The organism is Devosia sp. MDV22-iso42, assembly GCF_058629155.1.
Genome location: NZ_JBZVWR010000009.1, coordinates 205,390 through 220,789 on the forward strand (window position 1 = coordinate 205,390; position 15,400 = coordinate 220,789).

Annotated in this window: 11 protein-coding genes; 6 read left to right on the forward strand and 5 right to left on the reverse strand. The window is 64.8% G+C overall.

Translation table 11 applies throughout. From position 1 onward, the window contains the following. Positions 1–22 precede the first annotated feature (22 nt). From mutS to AC4NN3_RS11030, 6 genes are all read left to right on the forward strand, one after another. Positions 23–2,728 (forward strand): DNA mismatch repair protein MutS, encoded by a 2,706-nt coding sequence (gene mutS / locus AC4NN3_RS11005; RefSeq protein ID WP_491927142.1) that lies wholly within the window; start codon positions 23–25, stop codon positions 2,726–2,728. Continuing rightward, positions 2,709–5,504, forward strand: a complete 2,796-nt coding sequence (locus AC4NN3_RS11010) for a [protein-PII] uridylyltransferase (RefSeq protein WP_491927143.1) — start codon at positions 2,709–2,711, stop codon at positions 5,502–5,504. Before mutS ends, AC4NN3_RS11010 begins: the two co-directional genes overlap by 20 nt. A gap of 15 nt (positions 5,505–5,519) precedes the next feature. Beyond that, the gene (gene murJ / locus AC4NN3_RS11015) at positions 5,520–7,079 is read left to right on the forward strand and encodes a murein biosynthesis integral membrane protein MurJ (protein WP_491927144.1); all 1,560 of its coding nucleotides are present in this window, start codon (positions 5,520–5,522) and stop codon (positions 7,077–7,079) included. Between the two features lie 63 nt (positions 7,080–7,142). Then, positions 7,143–8,174 (forward strand): tryptophan--tRNA ligase, encoded by a 1,032-nt coding sequence (trpS, locus tag AC4NN3_RS11020; protein ID WP_491927145.1) that lies wholly within the window; start codon positions 7,143–7,145, stop codon positions 8,172–8,174. 12 nt (positions 8,175–8,186) lie between these two features. Next, complete coding sequence (locus AC4NN3_RS11025; protein WP_491927146.1) at positions 8,187–8,657, forward strand: universal stress protein; 471 nt, start codon at positions 8,187–8,189, stop codon at positions 8,655–8,657. A gap of 101 nt (positions 8,658–8,758) precedes the next feature. Beyond that, a complete protein-coding gene (locus AC4NN3_RS11030; RefSeq protein ID WP_491927147.1) occupies positions 8,759–9,325 on the forward strand; it encodes a NifU family protein in 567 nt (188 codons plus the stop codon). Between the two features lie 163 nt (positions 9,326–9,488). On the opposite strand, the gene AC4NN3_RS11035 is transcribed toward AC4NN3_RS11030, so the two are convergent. The 5 genes from AC4NN3_RS11035 to AC4NN3_RS11055 all read right to left on the reverse strand — a co-directional run bounded on the left by AC4NN3_RS11035 (position 9,489) and on the right by AC4NN3_RS11055 (position 15,358). Further along, on the reverse strand, positions 9,489–10,118 hold the full coding sequence (locus AC4NN3_RS11035; protein ID WP_491927309.1) for a L,D-transpeptidase: 630 nt from the start codon (positions 10,116–10,118) through the stop codon (positions 9,489–9,491). 251 nt (positions 10,119–10,369) lie between these two features. Continuing rightward, the gene (pnp, locus tag AC4NN3_RS11040) at positions 10,370–12,502 is read right to left on the reverse strand and encodes a polyribonucleotide nucleotidyltransferase (RefSeq protein ID WP_491927148.1); all 2,133 of its coding nucleotides are present in this window, start codon (positions 12,500–12,502) and stop codon (positions 10,370–10,372) included. 376 nt (positions 12,503–12,878) lie between these two features. Then, positions 12,879–13,229, reverse strand: coding sequence for a 30S ribosomal protein S15 (gene rpsO / locus AC4NN3_RS11045; RefSeq protein ID WP_491927149.1), 351 nt, complete (start codon positions 13,227–13,229; stop codon positions 12,879–12,881). 50 nt (positions 13,230–13,279) lie between these two features. After that, positions 13,280–15,001: a sensor histidine kinase gene (locus AC4NN3_RS11050; protein WP_491927150.1), complete on the reverse strand. Its 1,722-nt coding sequence runs from the start codon at positions 14,999–15,001 to the stop codon at positions 13,280–13,282. A 141-nt stretch (positions 15,002–15,142) separates the two neighbouring features. Continuing rightward, entirely contained in the window at positions 15,143–15,358 is a 216-nt protein-coding gene (locus AC4NN3_RS11055; RefSeq protein WP_491927151.1) for a hypothetical protein, read from the reverse strand. Positions 15,359–15,400 lie beyond the last annotated feature (42 nt).

The following is a 15,400-nucleotide window of genomic DNA, read 5'->3' on the forward strand; positions in this document are numbered from 1 at the left end:
CGCGCCGAGACCTGTTGCTTTGATGGATCAGTCGACAATCGAACCCGCCCAGCCCCCGGCCCTGACGCCGATGATGGCGCAGTTTTTCGAGATCAAGGCGGTCAATCCCGGCTATCTGCTGTTCTATCGCATGGGCGACTTCTACGAGCTGTTCTTCGAGGACGCCGAGATCGCCAGCGCCGCTTTGGGCATCGTGCTGACCAAGCGGGGCAAGCATCTCGGTCAGGATATCCAGATGTGTGGCGTGCCCATCCACGCCGCCAACGATTATCTCAACAAGCTCGTCAAGCTGGGCCATCGCGTCGCCCTCTGCGAGCAGATGGAGGACCCCAGGGAAGCCAAGAAGCGGGGCGCCAAATCGGTGGTCCGCCGTGGTGTCGTGCGGCTGATCACCGCCGGCACGCTGACCGAGGACGAGCATCTCAATGCAAGGGCCTCCAATTTTCTCGCGGCTTTGGCCATGGTGCGGCATGGCGAGACCGATTTTGCCCTGGCCTGGGCGGATGTCTCGACGGGCGAGAGTTTCACCGCCGACCTGGCGGCCGAACAGCTGGCCGACGAGCTGGCCCGCATCGATCCGGCCGAACTGCTGCTGAGCGACGCGACCCGGGCGGCGCTGGTGGAGCGGCATCTGTTTGCCCCCGCCTGGACCGCTATCGCCCATGCGGCGCCGGCCGAGAGCTTTGACAGCGAAGCGGCCTCTGCCACGCTGCGCCAGGCTTTTCCCGACGATCAATTTGACGCCTCCATCCTCTCGCGCGCCAGCCGGTCGGCGCTGGGCGCCATTGTCGCCTATGTGCGCGACAGCCAGAAGGGTGTCGGCATTGCCCTGCGCGCTCCGCGGCGCCAGAGCGCCAGCGCCTTTCTGGTCATCGACGCAGCTACCCGCGCCAGTCTCGAGCTGCACCAGACCCAGCGCGGCCAGGCCCGCGGCTCGCTGCGCGATGTCATCGACCTGACGGTCACCGCCCCCGGCTCGCGCCTGCTGGCAGCCCGGCTTGCCGCGCCGCTGGCCGATGCCGCCCCGATCAATGAGCGGCTCGATGCCGTGGCCCTGCTGGCCGACGACACCATGCTGACCGGGCGCCTGCGGGCCGAGCTCAAGGCCGTGCCCGACCTGGCCCGCGCTTTGACCCGACTGGTGCTCGAGCGCGGCGGGCCGCGCGACCTGGCCGCCATCGGCAAGGCAGTCAGCGCCGCGGCGGCGCTCTCGACCCATCTGACCGGCCTGCCCGAGCGCCCCGCCATCCTCGAGCGGCTGGCCGGGACCCTGGCGGCGGCGCCGCTGCCGCTGGCCAGCCAGCTGGCGCTAGCGCTCGACGACGAGCTGCCCCTGCTCAGCCGCGACGGCGGCTTTGTCCGCCGCGGCTACGACCAGGCGCTGGACGATGAACGGGCACTGGCCAGCCAGACCCGCGACGTCGTGGCCGCGCTGCAGGCCCGGCTGATCGATGAGACCGACGTCCGCTCCCTCAAGATACGGCACAATGGCGTCCTCGGCTATTTCGTCGAGGTGCCCGCGGCCCATGGCACCCGCCTGCTCGAAGAGCCGCATCGCCAGAGTTTCATCCACCGCCAGACCATGGCCAATGCCATGCGCTTTACCACCAGTGAACTGGCCGATCTCGAGGGCCGCATCGCCCGGGCGCACGAGGCCGCGCTCGATATCGAGGTCAGGATCTTTGCCAGCCTGCGCTATGAGGTGCTCGGCCGTACCGACGAGCTGCGCGCTTTGGCCGATGCGCTGGCCGAGCTGGACGTTACGGCGGCCCTGGCCCATCTGGCCGCCACCCGCCGCTATACCCGGCCCGAGGTCGACAATTCACTGGCCTTTGCCATCGCCGATGGTCGCCATCCGGTGGTCGAGGACATGGTCATGGAACAGGGCCAGAGCTTTGTCGCCAATGACGCAGACCTATCGGGTGATGACGCCAGCGGCGGTGGCCGGCTCTGGTTGGTGACCGGCCCCAATATGGGCGGCAAGTCCACCTTCCTGCGCCAGAACGCGCTGATCGCCATCCTGGCGCAGATGGGCAGCTTCGTGCCGGCCAGTTCTGCCCATATCGGCGTCATCGACCGCGTCTTCTCGCGCGTCGGCGCCAGCGACGACATTGCCCATGGCCGCTCCACCTTCATGGTCGAAATGGTCGAGACCGCCGCCATCCTCAACCGCGCCACAAGGCGATCCCTGGTAGTACTCGACGAAATCGGCCGCGGCACCGCCACCTTTGACGGGCTCTCGATCGCCTGGGCGGCGGTGGAGGCCCTGCACGAAACAACCGGCTGCCGGGCCTTGTTTGCCACCCATTTCCATGAACTGACCAGCCTGGCCAAGACCCTCAGCCGCGTCGCCAATGTCACCATGAAGGTGCGCGAATGGCAGGGCGACGTGGTGTTCCTGCACGAGGTCGGGCCCGGCGCGGCCGACCGCTCCTATGGCATCCAGGTGGCGCGCCTGGCCGGCCTGCCCGAACCGGTGCTGGCCCGGGCCCGCCAGGTGCTGACCGTGCTCGAGCAGCGCTCGGCCGGAACCGCCTCTTCCAGCCAGAAAGCCAGCGTGTTAGATGATTTGCCACTCTTTGCGCACCAGCCCTCCCCTGCACCGGCGCAAACCGATCCCGTCCTCACAGCGCTCGACGCGGTTCGCCCCGACGAGATGACCCCCAAACAAGCGATCGAAGCGCTCTACGAACTGAAGAAAATCCGCGATGACGCTCGTCGAAGCTGAAGCCAAGCCGCGAAAATCGCTGTTCGCCCTCAAAACCGCCGAAACGCTGCTCGACGAGTTCGATGCCGCCATTGGCGAGCATGCGCCCAAGTCGACCGCCGCCCGCGCCGCCGTGCTGGCCCATATTCGCCTGACCCTGGCGACCGCGCGCCTGGAGGCCGAGGCCGAACTGCTGGCCAGCGGCAAGGGCCTGCGCTGCGCCCACAACCTGAGCAATGCCCAGGACGAGATCATCACCGCGGTGCACCTGTTTGCCACCCGCCGGGTCTATCCGGTCGACAATCCCTCCGGCGCCGAGACCATCGCGCTATCGGCCGTCGGCGGCTATGGCCGCGGCACGCTGGCCCCGGGCAGCGACATCGACCTGCTGTTCATCCTGCCCTACAAGCAGACGCCCTGGGGCGAGCAGGTCACCGAATATATTCTCTACATGCTCTGGGACCTTGGCCAGAAGGTCGGCCACGCCGTCCGCTCGGTGGACGAGTGCATCCGCATGGCCCGCGCCGACATGACCGTGCGCACCGCCACCCTCGAATCGCGTTTCCTCACCGGCGACAGGACGCTGTTCAACCAGCTGGTGCGGCGCTTTGAAACCGAGATCATGCCGCGCACCGGCCCCGAATTCATTGCCGCCAAGATGGCCGAGCGCGACGAGCGCCACAAGGCCATGGGCAATACCCGCTATGTCGTCGAGCCCAATATCAAGGACGGCAAGGGCGGGCTGCGCGACCTCAACACGCTGTTCTGGATCGGCAAATATTTCTACCAGGTCAAGACCAGCCACGAACTGGTCGGCAAGGGCGTGCTCAGCGCGGCCGAGAACCGCATCTTTTCGCGCGCCGAGGATTTCCTCTGGGCGGTGCGCTGCCACCTGCATTATGCCACCGGCCGCTCGGAAGAAAAGCTGACCTTCGACATGCAGCCCGAACTGGCCCGGCGCATGGGCTATGCCCAGCGCATCGGCATGCTGGGCGTCGAGCGCTTCATGAAGCGCTATTTCCTCGTCGCCAAGGATGTCGGCGACCTCACCCGCATCATCTGCGCCAGCCTCGAATTCAACCATGCCAAGGATATGGATCTGGTCGGCCGCGTGCTGGCCCCGTTCCGGCCGGGCCGGAGCAAGATCCGGGGCGAGACCGACTTTGTGCTCGATACCGGCCGCCTCAACATTGCCGGCCCCGATATCTTCGAAAAGGATCCGGTCAACCTCATCCGCATGTTCCTGGTCGCCGGGCGCGAGCAATTGCTGTTTCACCCCGACGCGATCAAGCACATTTCCCGCTCGCTCGGCCTGATCGACCGCACGCTGCGCGCCAGTCCCAAGGCCAATGAGTTTTTCCTTACCATCCTGACCGCGCCGCAGTCGGTCGAGCGCATCCTGCGCCAGATGAACGAGAGCGGCGTGCTGGGCAAGTTCGTGCCCGAATTCGGCAAGATCGTCGCGCTGATGCAGTTCAACATGTATCACCACTATACGGTGGACGAGCACCTGATCCGCTCGATCGGCGTCATGGCCGATATCGCCAATGGCGGACTGGCCGACCAGCTGCCGCTGACCCACGAACTGCTGCCCCAGCTCAATGACAGCCGCCTGCTCTATGTCGCCCTGTTCCTGCACGACATCGCCAAGGGCCGTCCGGAAGACCATTCCATTGCCGGCGCCCGTATTGCACGCCGCTTCTGCCCGCGGCTGGGCCTGTCAGCCGCCGAGACCGACACCGTCGCCTGGCTGGTCGAATACCACCTGCTGATGAGCGAAATCGCCCAGGCGCGCGACATCCAGGATCCCGAGACCGCCAAGGCCTTTGCCGATGTGGTGCAGTCGCCCCAGCGCCTGGCCCTGCTGATGATCCTGACCGCCTGCGACATCCGCGCCGTCGGCCCCGGCGTGTGGACCGGCTGGAAGGGCAGCCTGCTGCGCGCGCTGTTTTACGCCACCGAGCCGCTGCTCTCGGGTGGCCACAGCCAGGTGACCCAGTCCGACCGCATCAACCAGGCCCGCCATGACCTGTCCGAGGCGCTCGCGGCCTGGCCCGAGGCCGAGGTGCAGACCTATGTGGCGCGCCACTATGACCATTACTGGCTGCGCGCCGAGCCCGAACTGCAGGTCGAACATGCCCGCATGATTCGCCTGGCCGACAAGACCGACGAACCCTTTGCCGGCTCGATCCGCATCAAGGCCTTTGAGGGCATTACCGAGGTCAGCTTCTATACCCCTGACCATCCGCGCCTGCTCTCGCTGATCGCCGGGGCCTGTACCATGCAGGACGCCTCCATTATCGGGGCGCAGATTTTCTCGACCCGTGACGGCCGCGCCATCGATACGTTCCGCCTGCGCCGCGCCTTTACCAGCGACGAGGATGAAAAGGTCCGCGCCACCCGCATCATCGACACCGTCAAGGCGCTGCTGCAGGGCAAGCGGCATATCCTGATCGATCTGGGCAAGGACAGCCGTCTAAACCGTCGTCTCAAGCCCTTCGCCCTCCCCACCCAGGTCACGGTGTCCAACGCCCTGTCGGAAAAATTCACCGTCATCGAGGTGTCCGGCCTCGACCGCACCGGCCTGCTGCATGCGCTGACCCGCGAGATTGCCGATCTCAACCTCACCATCGGCTCGGCCCATATCGGCACCTATGGCGAAAAGGCGGTCGACGTCTTCTACGTCACCGACTTGACCGGCCAGAAGATTGTTAGCAAGCCGCGCCAGCGCAAGATCCACGATGCGCTGATGGCGGTGTTTCACCCCAAGGCCGAGGTCAAAGTGGCCAATGGCTAGCCAAATCCCGACCCGATGAGCCTCTATCGCAATTTCCTCTCGGTGGGTGGGCTGACCCTGCTCTCGCGCCTGGCCGGCTTTGTCCGCGATGCGCTGATGGCGGCCGTGCTGGGCATTGGCCCCACGGCCGACGCCTTCAACGCCGCCTTCCGCTTTCCCAACCTGTTCCGGCGGCTGTTTGCCGAAGGCGCTTTCAACACCGCCTTCGTGCCCATGTTTTCCACGGCGCTCGAAAATGATGGCGCCGACAGCGCCAGGGACCTGGCGGGCCGCATCATGAGCTGGCTGGTGGCGGCCATTCTCGTCGTCACCGTGCTGGCCGAGATCTTCATGCCGCAGCTCATGCTGCTCTTCGTGCCCGGCTTTGTCGACGATCCGGCGAAGTTCGAGCTGACGGTCTTCCTGACGCGGCTGATGTTCCCCTATCTGGCCTGCATGTCACTGATGGCCGCCTATGGCGCCATTCTCAACAGCCTCGATCGCTATTTCGCTGCCGCCTTCGCGCCGGTGCTGCTCAATATCGTCAATATCGCCGTGCTGGTGCCGCTGGCGGTGCTGACGCTGGAAAACCCGGCTGATGTCGCCTTCTGGATGGCCATGGCGGCCCTGGCCGGCGGGGTGGCGCAACTGGCCCTGGTCTATGGCGCCATTCGCCGCTCCGGCTTCACGCCGCGCTTTTCCTGGCCACGCTACGATGGCGATGTGCGCCGCTTCTGGATCCTGGCCATCCCCGCCATCCTGGCCGGCGGCATTACCCAGATCAATATCTTCGTGGGCACCATCATCGCCTCGGGCGCCGACGGCGCCATTGCCATCGTCTACAATGCCGACCGGCTCTACCAGCTGCCTTTGGGCATTATCGGCATTGCCATCGGCACGGTATTGCTGCCCGAGCTCAGCCGGCATCTGGGCGCCGGCCGCGAGGTCGAGGCGCGCGCCACCCAGAGTCAGTCGCTGCTGCTCTCCATGCTGTTTTCCCTGCCGGCCGCCGCGGCACTGATCGCCATTCCGGTGCCCATCGTCCGCGTGCTGTTTGAACGCGGCGCCTTCGATGCCCTCGCCACCGAACAGGTTGCCGCTACGCTGGTCGGCTTTGCCGTCGGCCTGCCGGCCTTCGTGCTGATCCGGGTGCTGCAGCCGGGCTATTTCTCCCGCAAGGATACCCGAACCCCGACGATCTTTGCCGGCATATCGGTGGTCGTCAACATCGCGGTATCGCTGCTGCTCTTCCCCAGCCTGCAGCATGTCGGCATTGCGCTGGCCACCTCCATTTCGGCCTGGATCAATGTCGCCTGCCTCGCTTTCTTTTTGGCCCGGCGCGGCCACTTCACCCTGACTGGCCGCGAACTGCGCCAGCACGGCCTGCTGCTGTTCGCCAGCGCCGTGATGGGCGCGACGCTGTATGTGCTGGCCACGCGGGCCCATTCCATCATGGCGCCGGGGGCCTTCTTTCCCATCCAGGCGCTGGCGCTGCTGGCCATCTGCGTCTTCGCTACCGCCACCTATTTCACCCTCGTCCACATCACCGGCGCCCAGCCCCTGGGCCAGCTGCTGGCCCGCCTGCGCCGGCGCTGACTTGCATCCACCCCGCCCGCCGGTGTAATTCGGCAGGCGCTAATCCTGATGGGTACTTCTCCTATGGCTTTTACTCCCCGCGTCTTTTCGGGCATCAAGCCTTCGGGCGACCTGCATCTGGGCAACTATCTCGGCGCCATCCGGCGTTTTGTTCCACTGCAGGAGACGCATGAGACCATCTATTGCGTGGTCGACATGCACGCCATCACGGTCTGGCAGGACCCGGTCGACCTCAAGCGCTGGACCTATGAGATCGCCGCCGCCTATATCGCGGCCGGGCTTGATCCGAAGAAATCCATCATCTTCAACCAGTCCCAGGTCATGGAACATGCCGAGCTGAGCTGGATCTTCAACTGCGTCGCCCGCATGGGCTGGATGGAGCGGATGACCCAATTCAAGGACAAGGCCGGCGAGAACGCCGAGAATGTCTCGCTGGGTCTGTTTGCCTATCCCAGCCTAATGGCCGCCGATATCCTGCTCTACCAGTCCACCGCGGTGCCGGTGGGTGAGGACCAGCGCCAGCATCTCGAACTGACCCGCGACATTGCCAAGAAGTTCAACCACGACTTCAAAAAGCAGATCAAGGCCAACGGCCACAAGGGCGACTTCTTCCCCATTACCGAGACCCTGGCCACCGGCCCGGCCATGCGGGTCAAGAGCCTGAAGGACGGTTCCAAGAAGATGAGCAAGTCCGATCAGTCGGACCTCTCCACCATCTACATGATGGACGGCGCCGATCTGATCGCCAAGAAGATCAAGCGCGCCACCACCGATGCCGAGGCCCTGCCCAGTGAGGTGGCCGGCCTTGCGGGGCGCCTGGAGGCCGAAAACCTCGTCGGCATTTTCGCCGCCCTGGCCAATCGCAGCGTCGATGACGTGCTCGGTGAATATGGCGGCCAGGGCTGGGGCAGTTTCAAGCCGGCCTTGGCCGACCTGGCCGTGGCGGTGCTCTCCCCCATTGCCGAGGAAATGCAGCGCCTGGTTGCCGATCGCGGCGAAATGGATGCTATTCTGCGTGACGGCGCCCGGCGTGCCCGGGCGATCGCCCAACCCGTCATGGACGATGTCCGCAACATTGTCGGCTTTGTCCGCTAAGGAGGTCCGGCCATGTACGAGACCGAATACAAGCGCAAGTTCCTGGTCGTCATCGACGAGACGGTCGAATGCGATCGGGCGCTGACCTTCGCCGCCTATCGCGTCAAGCGTACCGGCGGCACCGTGGTGCTGATGAGCATTGTGCAGACGCCCGAATTCATCGGCCTGGGGGTCGAGGACGTGCTGCGGGCCGAGGCGGTGGAAGAGGCCGAGCGCAACCTTGATGCCCGTCTCGCCCGTCTGCGTGACCTCGGCGAGGTCAAGGTGGAATCGGTGATCCGCGAAGGCGAAGGCCCCGAACAGATCGAACGGGTCATCGCGGAGGATCGCGACATTGCCATCCTGGTGCTGGCGGCATCCTCCATGGGCGAAGGTCCGGGCCCCCTGGTGACCCACTTCGCCATGCGCGCCCATGCCTTGCCCATTCCGCTGACCGTCGTGCCCGGCCGCATGAGTGACGCCGAGATCATCGACATCTGCTGATCGGGCCGGGCGCATCGCTGCCCTTCGTCCAAAGCCCTTGCGCTCAGCCGCTAAAAGACTATTTTAGAAGCGTTCTAATTGCATTTTTCCGAGGCAGACCGATGTTTATCCAGACCGAAGCCACCCCCAATCCGTCGACCCTGAAATTCCTGCCCGGGCGTGACGTGCTGGTGGGCGAGCCCCGCGATTTTCGCAGCCTGGAAGCCTCGGCCAATTCGCCGCTGGCTACCGGCCTGTTTGCCATTTCCGGCGTCACCGGGGTCTTCATGGGCGCCGACTTCATTTCGGTGACCAAGGACGATACGAACTGGGCCCATATCAAGCCGGCCATCCTGGGCGTGATCATGGATCACTTTCTCTCGGGCAAGCCAGTCATCGTTGAGGGCGGCGTCGAGGTGGCCAATCTCGACGAGGTCGACGAGTTCTTCGAGGAAGACGACAGCGAGACCGTCGAGGTGATCAAGGAATTGCTGGCCACCCGCGTGCGCCCGGCCGTGGCCATGGATGGCGGCGACATCACCTTCAAGGGTTTCCGCGACGGTACCGTATTCCTGCACATGCAGGGTGCCTGTTCGGGCTGCCCGTCCTCGACCGCCACGCTCAAGAGCGGCATCGAGAACCTGCTCCGCCATTTCGTGCCGGGCGTGGAATCGGTCCAGCAGGTCTGAGTTCTGCGGCCCCTCATCAGCAAAAAGCCCCGATGCGTCTGCATCGGGGCTTTTTTGTCTGTGATCCGGGCCAGTGTCGCGACAGCAGTGAATAACGCCCCGGTGACTACGGAATCCGAAGCGAGGCCCCCCGCTGCCGCGGCATTGACCCGGAAGGCGGCAATCAGGCGTTGATCACCACCACCTTGGCCCCGGTGGGGACGCGGCGATAGAGGTCGATAATGTCCTGGTTCATCAGGCGGATGCAGCCCGACGAGACATTGGTGCCGATCGTATAGGGCTCGGTGGTGCCATGCAGGCGGAACAGCGTGTCGCGGCCATCCTTGTAGAGATAGAGCGCGCGCGGCCCCAGGGGGTTCTCCGGGCCGCTATCCATGCCGCCGGCAAACGGGCCGTAACGGTCGGGCTCGCGCTCGATCATCGAGCGCGTCGGGGTCCAGCGCGGCCATTCGGCCTTGCGGCCCACCGTGGCGGTGCCCCGGAACACCAGGGCTTCGGTCTTGCCGACGCCGATGCCATAGCGCAGCGCCCGGCCGCCTTCCATCACCAGATAGAGGAAGCGATTGGGCGTATCGACCACCAGCGTGCCGGCGCGCTCGGACGTGACATAGGGCACTTCCTGGCGCCAGAACTGCGGATCGACGCGGCGCAGGTCGGTGGCTTCCACCGGGAACGTGCCGCTGTAATCGGCGCCATACATGGCCTGGTAATAGGGATCAATCTGTGGCTCGGTGACGACCGGGGTACGCGTACCCGAGCAGGCGGCCAGTGCAGTGGCCGACAGGCCCACCATAAACAAACGACGAGAGATCAAGGCTATACCCTAAAACAGAAACTGACGCGGAATGGTCTGCGAGAGCAATGAGCTATGCCGGGACCAGAGGCTGCGCTAGTGCAGGAAAGCCTCACTGCGCCAACGCCTGACGGACCAGGGGGTTCCTCGCGTCAATGTGATGAATCATCGCCGTGTTGCCATTCTGCCACGGCAAAAAAGGCCCGGATCGCTCCGGGCCTTGGCATTTGCATGCGGCTTGCGCCAGCGGATTATTCGGCGGCGGCGCCGTCGATTTCCTTGCCGGTAGCCTGGTCGATGATCTTCATCGACAGGCGAACCTTGCCGCGCTCGTCAAAGCCGAGCAGCTTGACCCAGACCTTGTCGCCCTCCTTGACCACATCGGTGGTCTTGGCAACGCGGGCTTCGGCCAGCTGGCTGATATGCACCAGGCCGTCCTTGGCGCCGAAGAAGTTCACGAAGGCGCCGAAATCGGCGGTCTTGACCACGGTGCCCTGGTAGATGGCGCCCACTTCGGCTTCATCGGTGATCGACTTGATCCACTTGATGGCCGCTTCGATCTGGCTGCCGTCCGAGGACGAGATCTTGATCGTGCCGTCGTCATCGATATTGATCTTGGCGCCGGTCTTCTCGACGATCTCGCGGATCACCTTGCCGCCGGTGCCGATCACTTCACGGATCTTCTCGGTCGGGATCTTGATGGTCTCGATGCGCGGCGCGAACTCGCCCACTTCCGAACGGGACGCGGTGATGGCCTTGGCCATTTCGCCCAGGATGTGGATACGGCCGCCCTTGGCCTGCTCGAGGGCGATCTTCATGATCTCCTCGGTAATGCCAGCGATCTTGATGTCCATCTGCAGGCTGGTAACGCCTGCTTCGGTACCGGCCACCTTGAAGTCCATGTCGCCCAGGTGATCTTCGTCACCCAGGATGTCGCTGAGCACGGCGAACTTTTCGCCTTCCATGATCAGGCCCATGGCAATGCCGGCCACCGGACGTGCCAAGGGCACACCGGCATCCATCAGCGCCAGCGAAGTGCCGCAGACGGTTGCCATCGAGGACGAGCCATTGGACTCGGTGATCTCGGAGACGACGCGGATCGTGTAGGGGAACTCTTCCGCCGATGGACGCACCGGGTTGATGGCGCGCCAGGCCAGCTTGCCATGGCCGATTTCGCGACGGCCGGGCGAACCCATGCGGCCGGCTTCACCCACCGAATAGGGAGGGAAGTTGTAGTGCAGCAGGAAGTTCTGCTTGTAGGTGCCTTCGAGGCTATCGATATACTGCTCGTCGTCACCGGTGCCCAGCGTGGCCACGACCAGCGCCTGGGTTTCGCCACGGGTAAAGATGGCCGAACCATGGGTCCGCGGCAGCACGCCGACTTCCGACATGATCGGGCGCACGGTGCTCAGATCGCGGCCGTCGATGCGCAGGCCGGTATCGAGCACGTTCCAGCGCACGACCTTGCCCTGCAATTCCTTGAACACGGCGCCGACGTCTTCGGCGGTGATGTCACCGGCTTCGACACGGGCTGCGAAATGCGCCTTGGCAATTGCCTTGACGGCATCCACGGCAGCATAGCGCTCTTCCTTCTTGGTCTGCTTGTAGGCAGTACGCAGATCGGCTTCGATCACGCTCAGCATTTCGGCTTCCAGCGCCGACGTGTCATGCGGTTCGAAATCGCGCGCATCCTTGGCAGCCAGTTCGGCCAGCTTGATGATCGCCTGGATCACCTTGCGGCTTTCGGCATGGCCGAACATCACGGCGCCCAGCATGACCTCTTCGCTGAGTTCCTTGGCTTCCGATTCCACCATCAGCACGGCGTCGTCGGTGCCGGCCATGACCAGGTCGAGCTTGGAGTCGGCGCGACGGTCAACGGCCAGGTTCAGCACATATTGCCCATCGACATAGCCGACGCGGGCAGCGCCGATCGGGCCCATGAAGGGGACGCCCGAAATGGTCAGCGCGGCCGAAGCGGCCACGATCGCCAGCACGTCGGGGTTGTTTTCCATGTCATGCTGCAGCACGGTGATGACCACCTGGGTCTCGTGCTTGTAGCCGGCGGGGAACAGCGGGCGGATCGGGCGATCGATGAGGCGGCTGGTGAGCGTCTCGTTCTCGGTCGGGCGGCCTTCACGCTTGAAATAGCCACCCGGGATCTTGCCGGCGGCAAAGTACTTTTCCTGGTAGTTGACGGTCAGCGGGAAGAAGTCGATGCCGGGCTTGGCGGTCTTGGCGCTGACCACGGTGGCCAGCAGCACGGTTTCGCCCAGCGTGGCCAGCACGGCGCCATCGGCCTGGCGGGCCATCTTGCCGGTTTCCAGCGTCAGGGGCTGACCGCCCCAGTTGAGCTCGACCTTGTGGTGATCAAAATTGATCGTCATCTGTTTCGTCTTTCCATTTCTGCCGGCTGAGCGGTAACGCAGGGGCGTAGGTCATCCCGCGAACTCAGTTCGGTGCGCCCGCACCCGCTGTCCCACCCCATGTGTGACCCGGGCTCAAAATCAGGCGCTGTTGCGTCTGGCAAAGACGAAACATGGGCAAGACAACAAGCCGCTCCTGAACCTTCAGGTGCCTCACAGCTGCAAAACCAGGGCTGATTTTGGGGTGAGGCGGGGGAGCGGCCAATAATCCTGCCATGCTCCGGCATTCGCCGGTCTACGCAGTCGCCACATTGTCGTCACCGGTATGACCGGCTGATGAATGCGACGGCGGCGGATGCGGAGACTGCTCCCCGCACCCGCAATTCACCTGGCGCGCCTAGCGGCGCAGGCCGAGCTTTTCGATCAAGGTCTTGTAACGGGCATCATCGACCTTCTTGACGTAGTCGAGAAGGCTGCGACGGGTCGAAACCAGCTTGAGCAGGCCGCGACGGGAATGGTTGTCCTTGCCATGGCCCTTGAAGTGCTCGGTGAGGTTGGCAATGCGCTCGGACAGGATGGCCACCTGGACTTCCGGCGAACCGGTATCGTTTGGCTTGATGGCATATTCCTGAATCAGAGCGGTCTTGCGCTCAGCAGTGATCGACATCGGATAGATCCTTTCAGAAGAGGATTGGGGTCGCCCCGGCCGGGATGTCGTCCAGGAGGGGCCATGAGTGCCGCCGTGCAAAGCCCGGCAGCAGGCGTCCCTATAGGGCAAATGCCGCTATAATGCCAGAATTATTCGCCCGCCCCGTCCCCGACCGGCGGCGGCCCGCGTTCGGGATCGATGGCCTCGAGCGGAATGGAGAAGCGCCATTCCATGCCGCTGGGATGGACGATGCGCTCGACGCCGGCGCCCAGGGCATGCCCGACCATGGATTTGAGCACCGTGGTGCCGAAGCCGACGCGCTCGCCATGCTGCAACAGGTGCGGCACGCTCTCGCGCCAGACCAGGTCGAGCCGCTCGTCGGTCAAGGACCACTGCACGGTCAGCGTGCCGCCCGCCTCGCCAAAGGCACCATATTTGGCCGCATTGGTGGCCAGTTCATGCACTGCCATGCCCAGGATCTGCGCGGCCTGCATGTTCAGGCGCACCGGCGGTCCGGCCAGGCTCACCCGTCCGCGGTCGGGCGGGCTGAAGGGAGCGATCTGGCTTTCCACCAGCTCCTGCAGCGCCACGCCAACCCGGCCATGGGTCAGCAGCAGATCGGTGGACCGTGCCAGACCCAGAATGCGCCGCTCGAAAGACTGCACATAGCCCGGCACATCGTCGGCGCCACGCGCCGTCTGGCGCGCCATGGCGGCAATCACCGTCATCTGGTTCTTGGAGCGGTGCGCCACTTCGCGCATCAGGAAGCGCACTTCGCTGTCGGCCGCCTGCCGCAGGGCCGAGGCATCGGCCAGCGCCCGCGACACTTCGGCAATTTCGGCGACGGGGTAGGACTTGGCCTCAACCGCCTCGCCGCGCCCCAGCCGCTGAGCATCGCGCCGCAGACCGCGCACCGACAGCGCAATGCGCTCTGCTATTACAAAGGCCAGCAGGGCCGCCATGGCCGAGATGACTACGCCCCAGGCCGCCAGCCAGATCAGGCTTTCCCCCAGTGGCCGGTCCACCGCGTCGGTCGAGGCCCAGGCGATCACCCGCCATCCGGCCAGCCCGGACCGCCACTCGGCCGTGACGACCTGCTGCCCGCCAAACCGCTCGCGCTGCCACTCATCCGGATTCTGGGCCTGGCTCTGCCGCATCGGCAGCACGCTGCCGGTGACGAACTCGGCGTCGGGGGTGGCCGCGATCACCAGGTTGGTGGTGTCCACCAGCGCCGCATGCCAGCCGGTCGGCAATTGCCGCGACTGCAGCGCCACCGCCAGATTTTGCGCGTTCTGCGTCAGCGCCAGCAGGGCCACGGTGTCATTGTCGGGAACCGGCAGCAGCACATTGAAGACCCAGCGATCGGCCGTCTTGCCGAAGAACAGGCCCGACACAGTGGCGCCGGGACGCCCCAGAGCCAGCGTCGCCGTGGCGGGATCAGAGGTGCCCCCCAGGGGCGTGCCATAGGGCACGCGGGTATTGAGCAGCTGGGAAAAATCATTGTCCAGCGCGATCAGATAAGCGCCGCTGCCGGCCAGCGCGGTAACCACCCGGTCATGGAAATCGGCGAGCTGGTTGTCCTTGAGCAGTTCGCTGGTCGAGAGCACGCGCAGGGTCGTCACCATGCTGGCGATTTCCCGCTCCACCGACTGGCCGATCGCCTGCGCCGTGGCATTGGTGAGGCTGCGCACCACCTCTTCCTGCGCCTGGTTGTTGCGATTGAGCAGGAGCAGCGACACCAGCAGTGCGGGCAGAATGATGACCAGGACGAGTGCGAACAGATAGAGGGCGACCGGCAGGCTGCGGACAGATCCAAGCCAGCCTGTGCCGCGACCGGCCGGTTCAGCTGCGTCTTGCAAGGTTTCGGTCATGCCGCGCTTTCTTGGCAGAGCTTGAGGATAGGGCCGCGGCCAGCGCCGACCATAGCGGCATGTCCATTTGGTGCGAAGCGGCAGCGGGGACAAGTCTATAGGCCCCCGCCGCCGCCGCAAGATGGTCAGGAGACGGCTGCCTCAGTATTTGGCGGTGGCGTCGCTGGCGGGAAAGCTCTCGTCCAGCGCCTCGTCCTGTGCGTCCCAGTCCTTGGTCTTGTCGGCATGCGCCTCGTCGCCGGCATTGCGCACCTGGACGGGCGACTTGTCCGGACCGGGCTTCTTGCCGCCCTTCATCGCCGCCGCATCGTCGCCGGTCTTGGCGGTATCTGCCTTTGGCTTGCTCGTATCGGTCATCACGGTTCTCCAGGACTTGGTACGCACCAGAACACCCGAGTG

Bases quoted from the DNA above. Each gene is read 5' to 3' on its own strand.
- mutS (WP_491927142.1), top strand. From the start codon at position 23: ATGGATCAGTCGACAATCGAACCCGCCCAGCCCCCGGCCCTGACGCCG.
- AC4NN3_RS11010 (WP_491927143.1), top strand. From the start codon at position 2,709: ATGACGCTCGTCGAAGCTGAAGCCAAGCCGCGAAAATCGCTGTTCGCC.
- murJ (WP_491927144.1), top strand. From the start codon at position 5,520: ATGAGCCTCTATCGCAATTTCCTCTCGGTGGGTGGGCTGACCCTGCTC.
- trpS (WP_491927145.1), top strand. From the start codon at position 7,143: ATGGCTTTTACTCCCCGCGTCTTTTCGGGCATCAAGCCTTCGGGCGAC.
- AC4NN3_RS11025 (WP_491927146.1), top strand. From the start codon at position 8,187: ATGTACGAGACCGAATACAAGCGCAAGTTCCTGGTCGTCATCGACGAG.
- AC4NN3_RS11030 (WP_491927147.1), top strand. From the start codon at position 8,759: ATGTTTATCCAGACCGAAGCCACCCCCAATCCGTCGACCCTGAAATTC.
- AC4NN3_RS11035 (WP_491927309.1), bottom strand. From the start codon at position 10,118: ATGGTGGGCCTGTCGGCCACTGCACTGGCCGCCTGCTCGGGTACGCGT.
- pnp (WP_491927148.1), bottom strand. From the start codon at position 12,502: ATGACGATCAATTTTGATCACCACAAGGTCGAGCTCAACTGGGGCGGT.
- AC4NN3_RS11050 (WP_491927150.1), bottom strand. From the start codon at position 15,001: ATGACCGAAACCTTGCAAGACGCAGCTGAACCGGCCGGTCGCGGCACA.
- AC4NN3_RS11055 (WP_491927151.1), bottom strand. From the start codon at position 15,358: ATGACCGATACGAGCAAGCCAAAGGCAGATACCGCCAAGACCGGCGAC.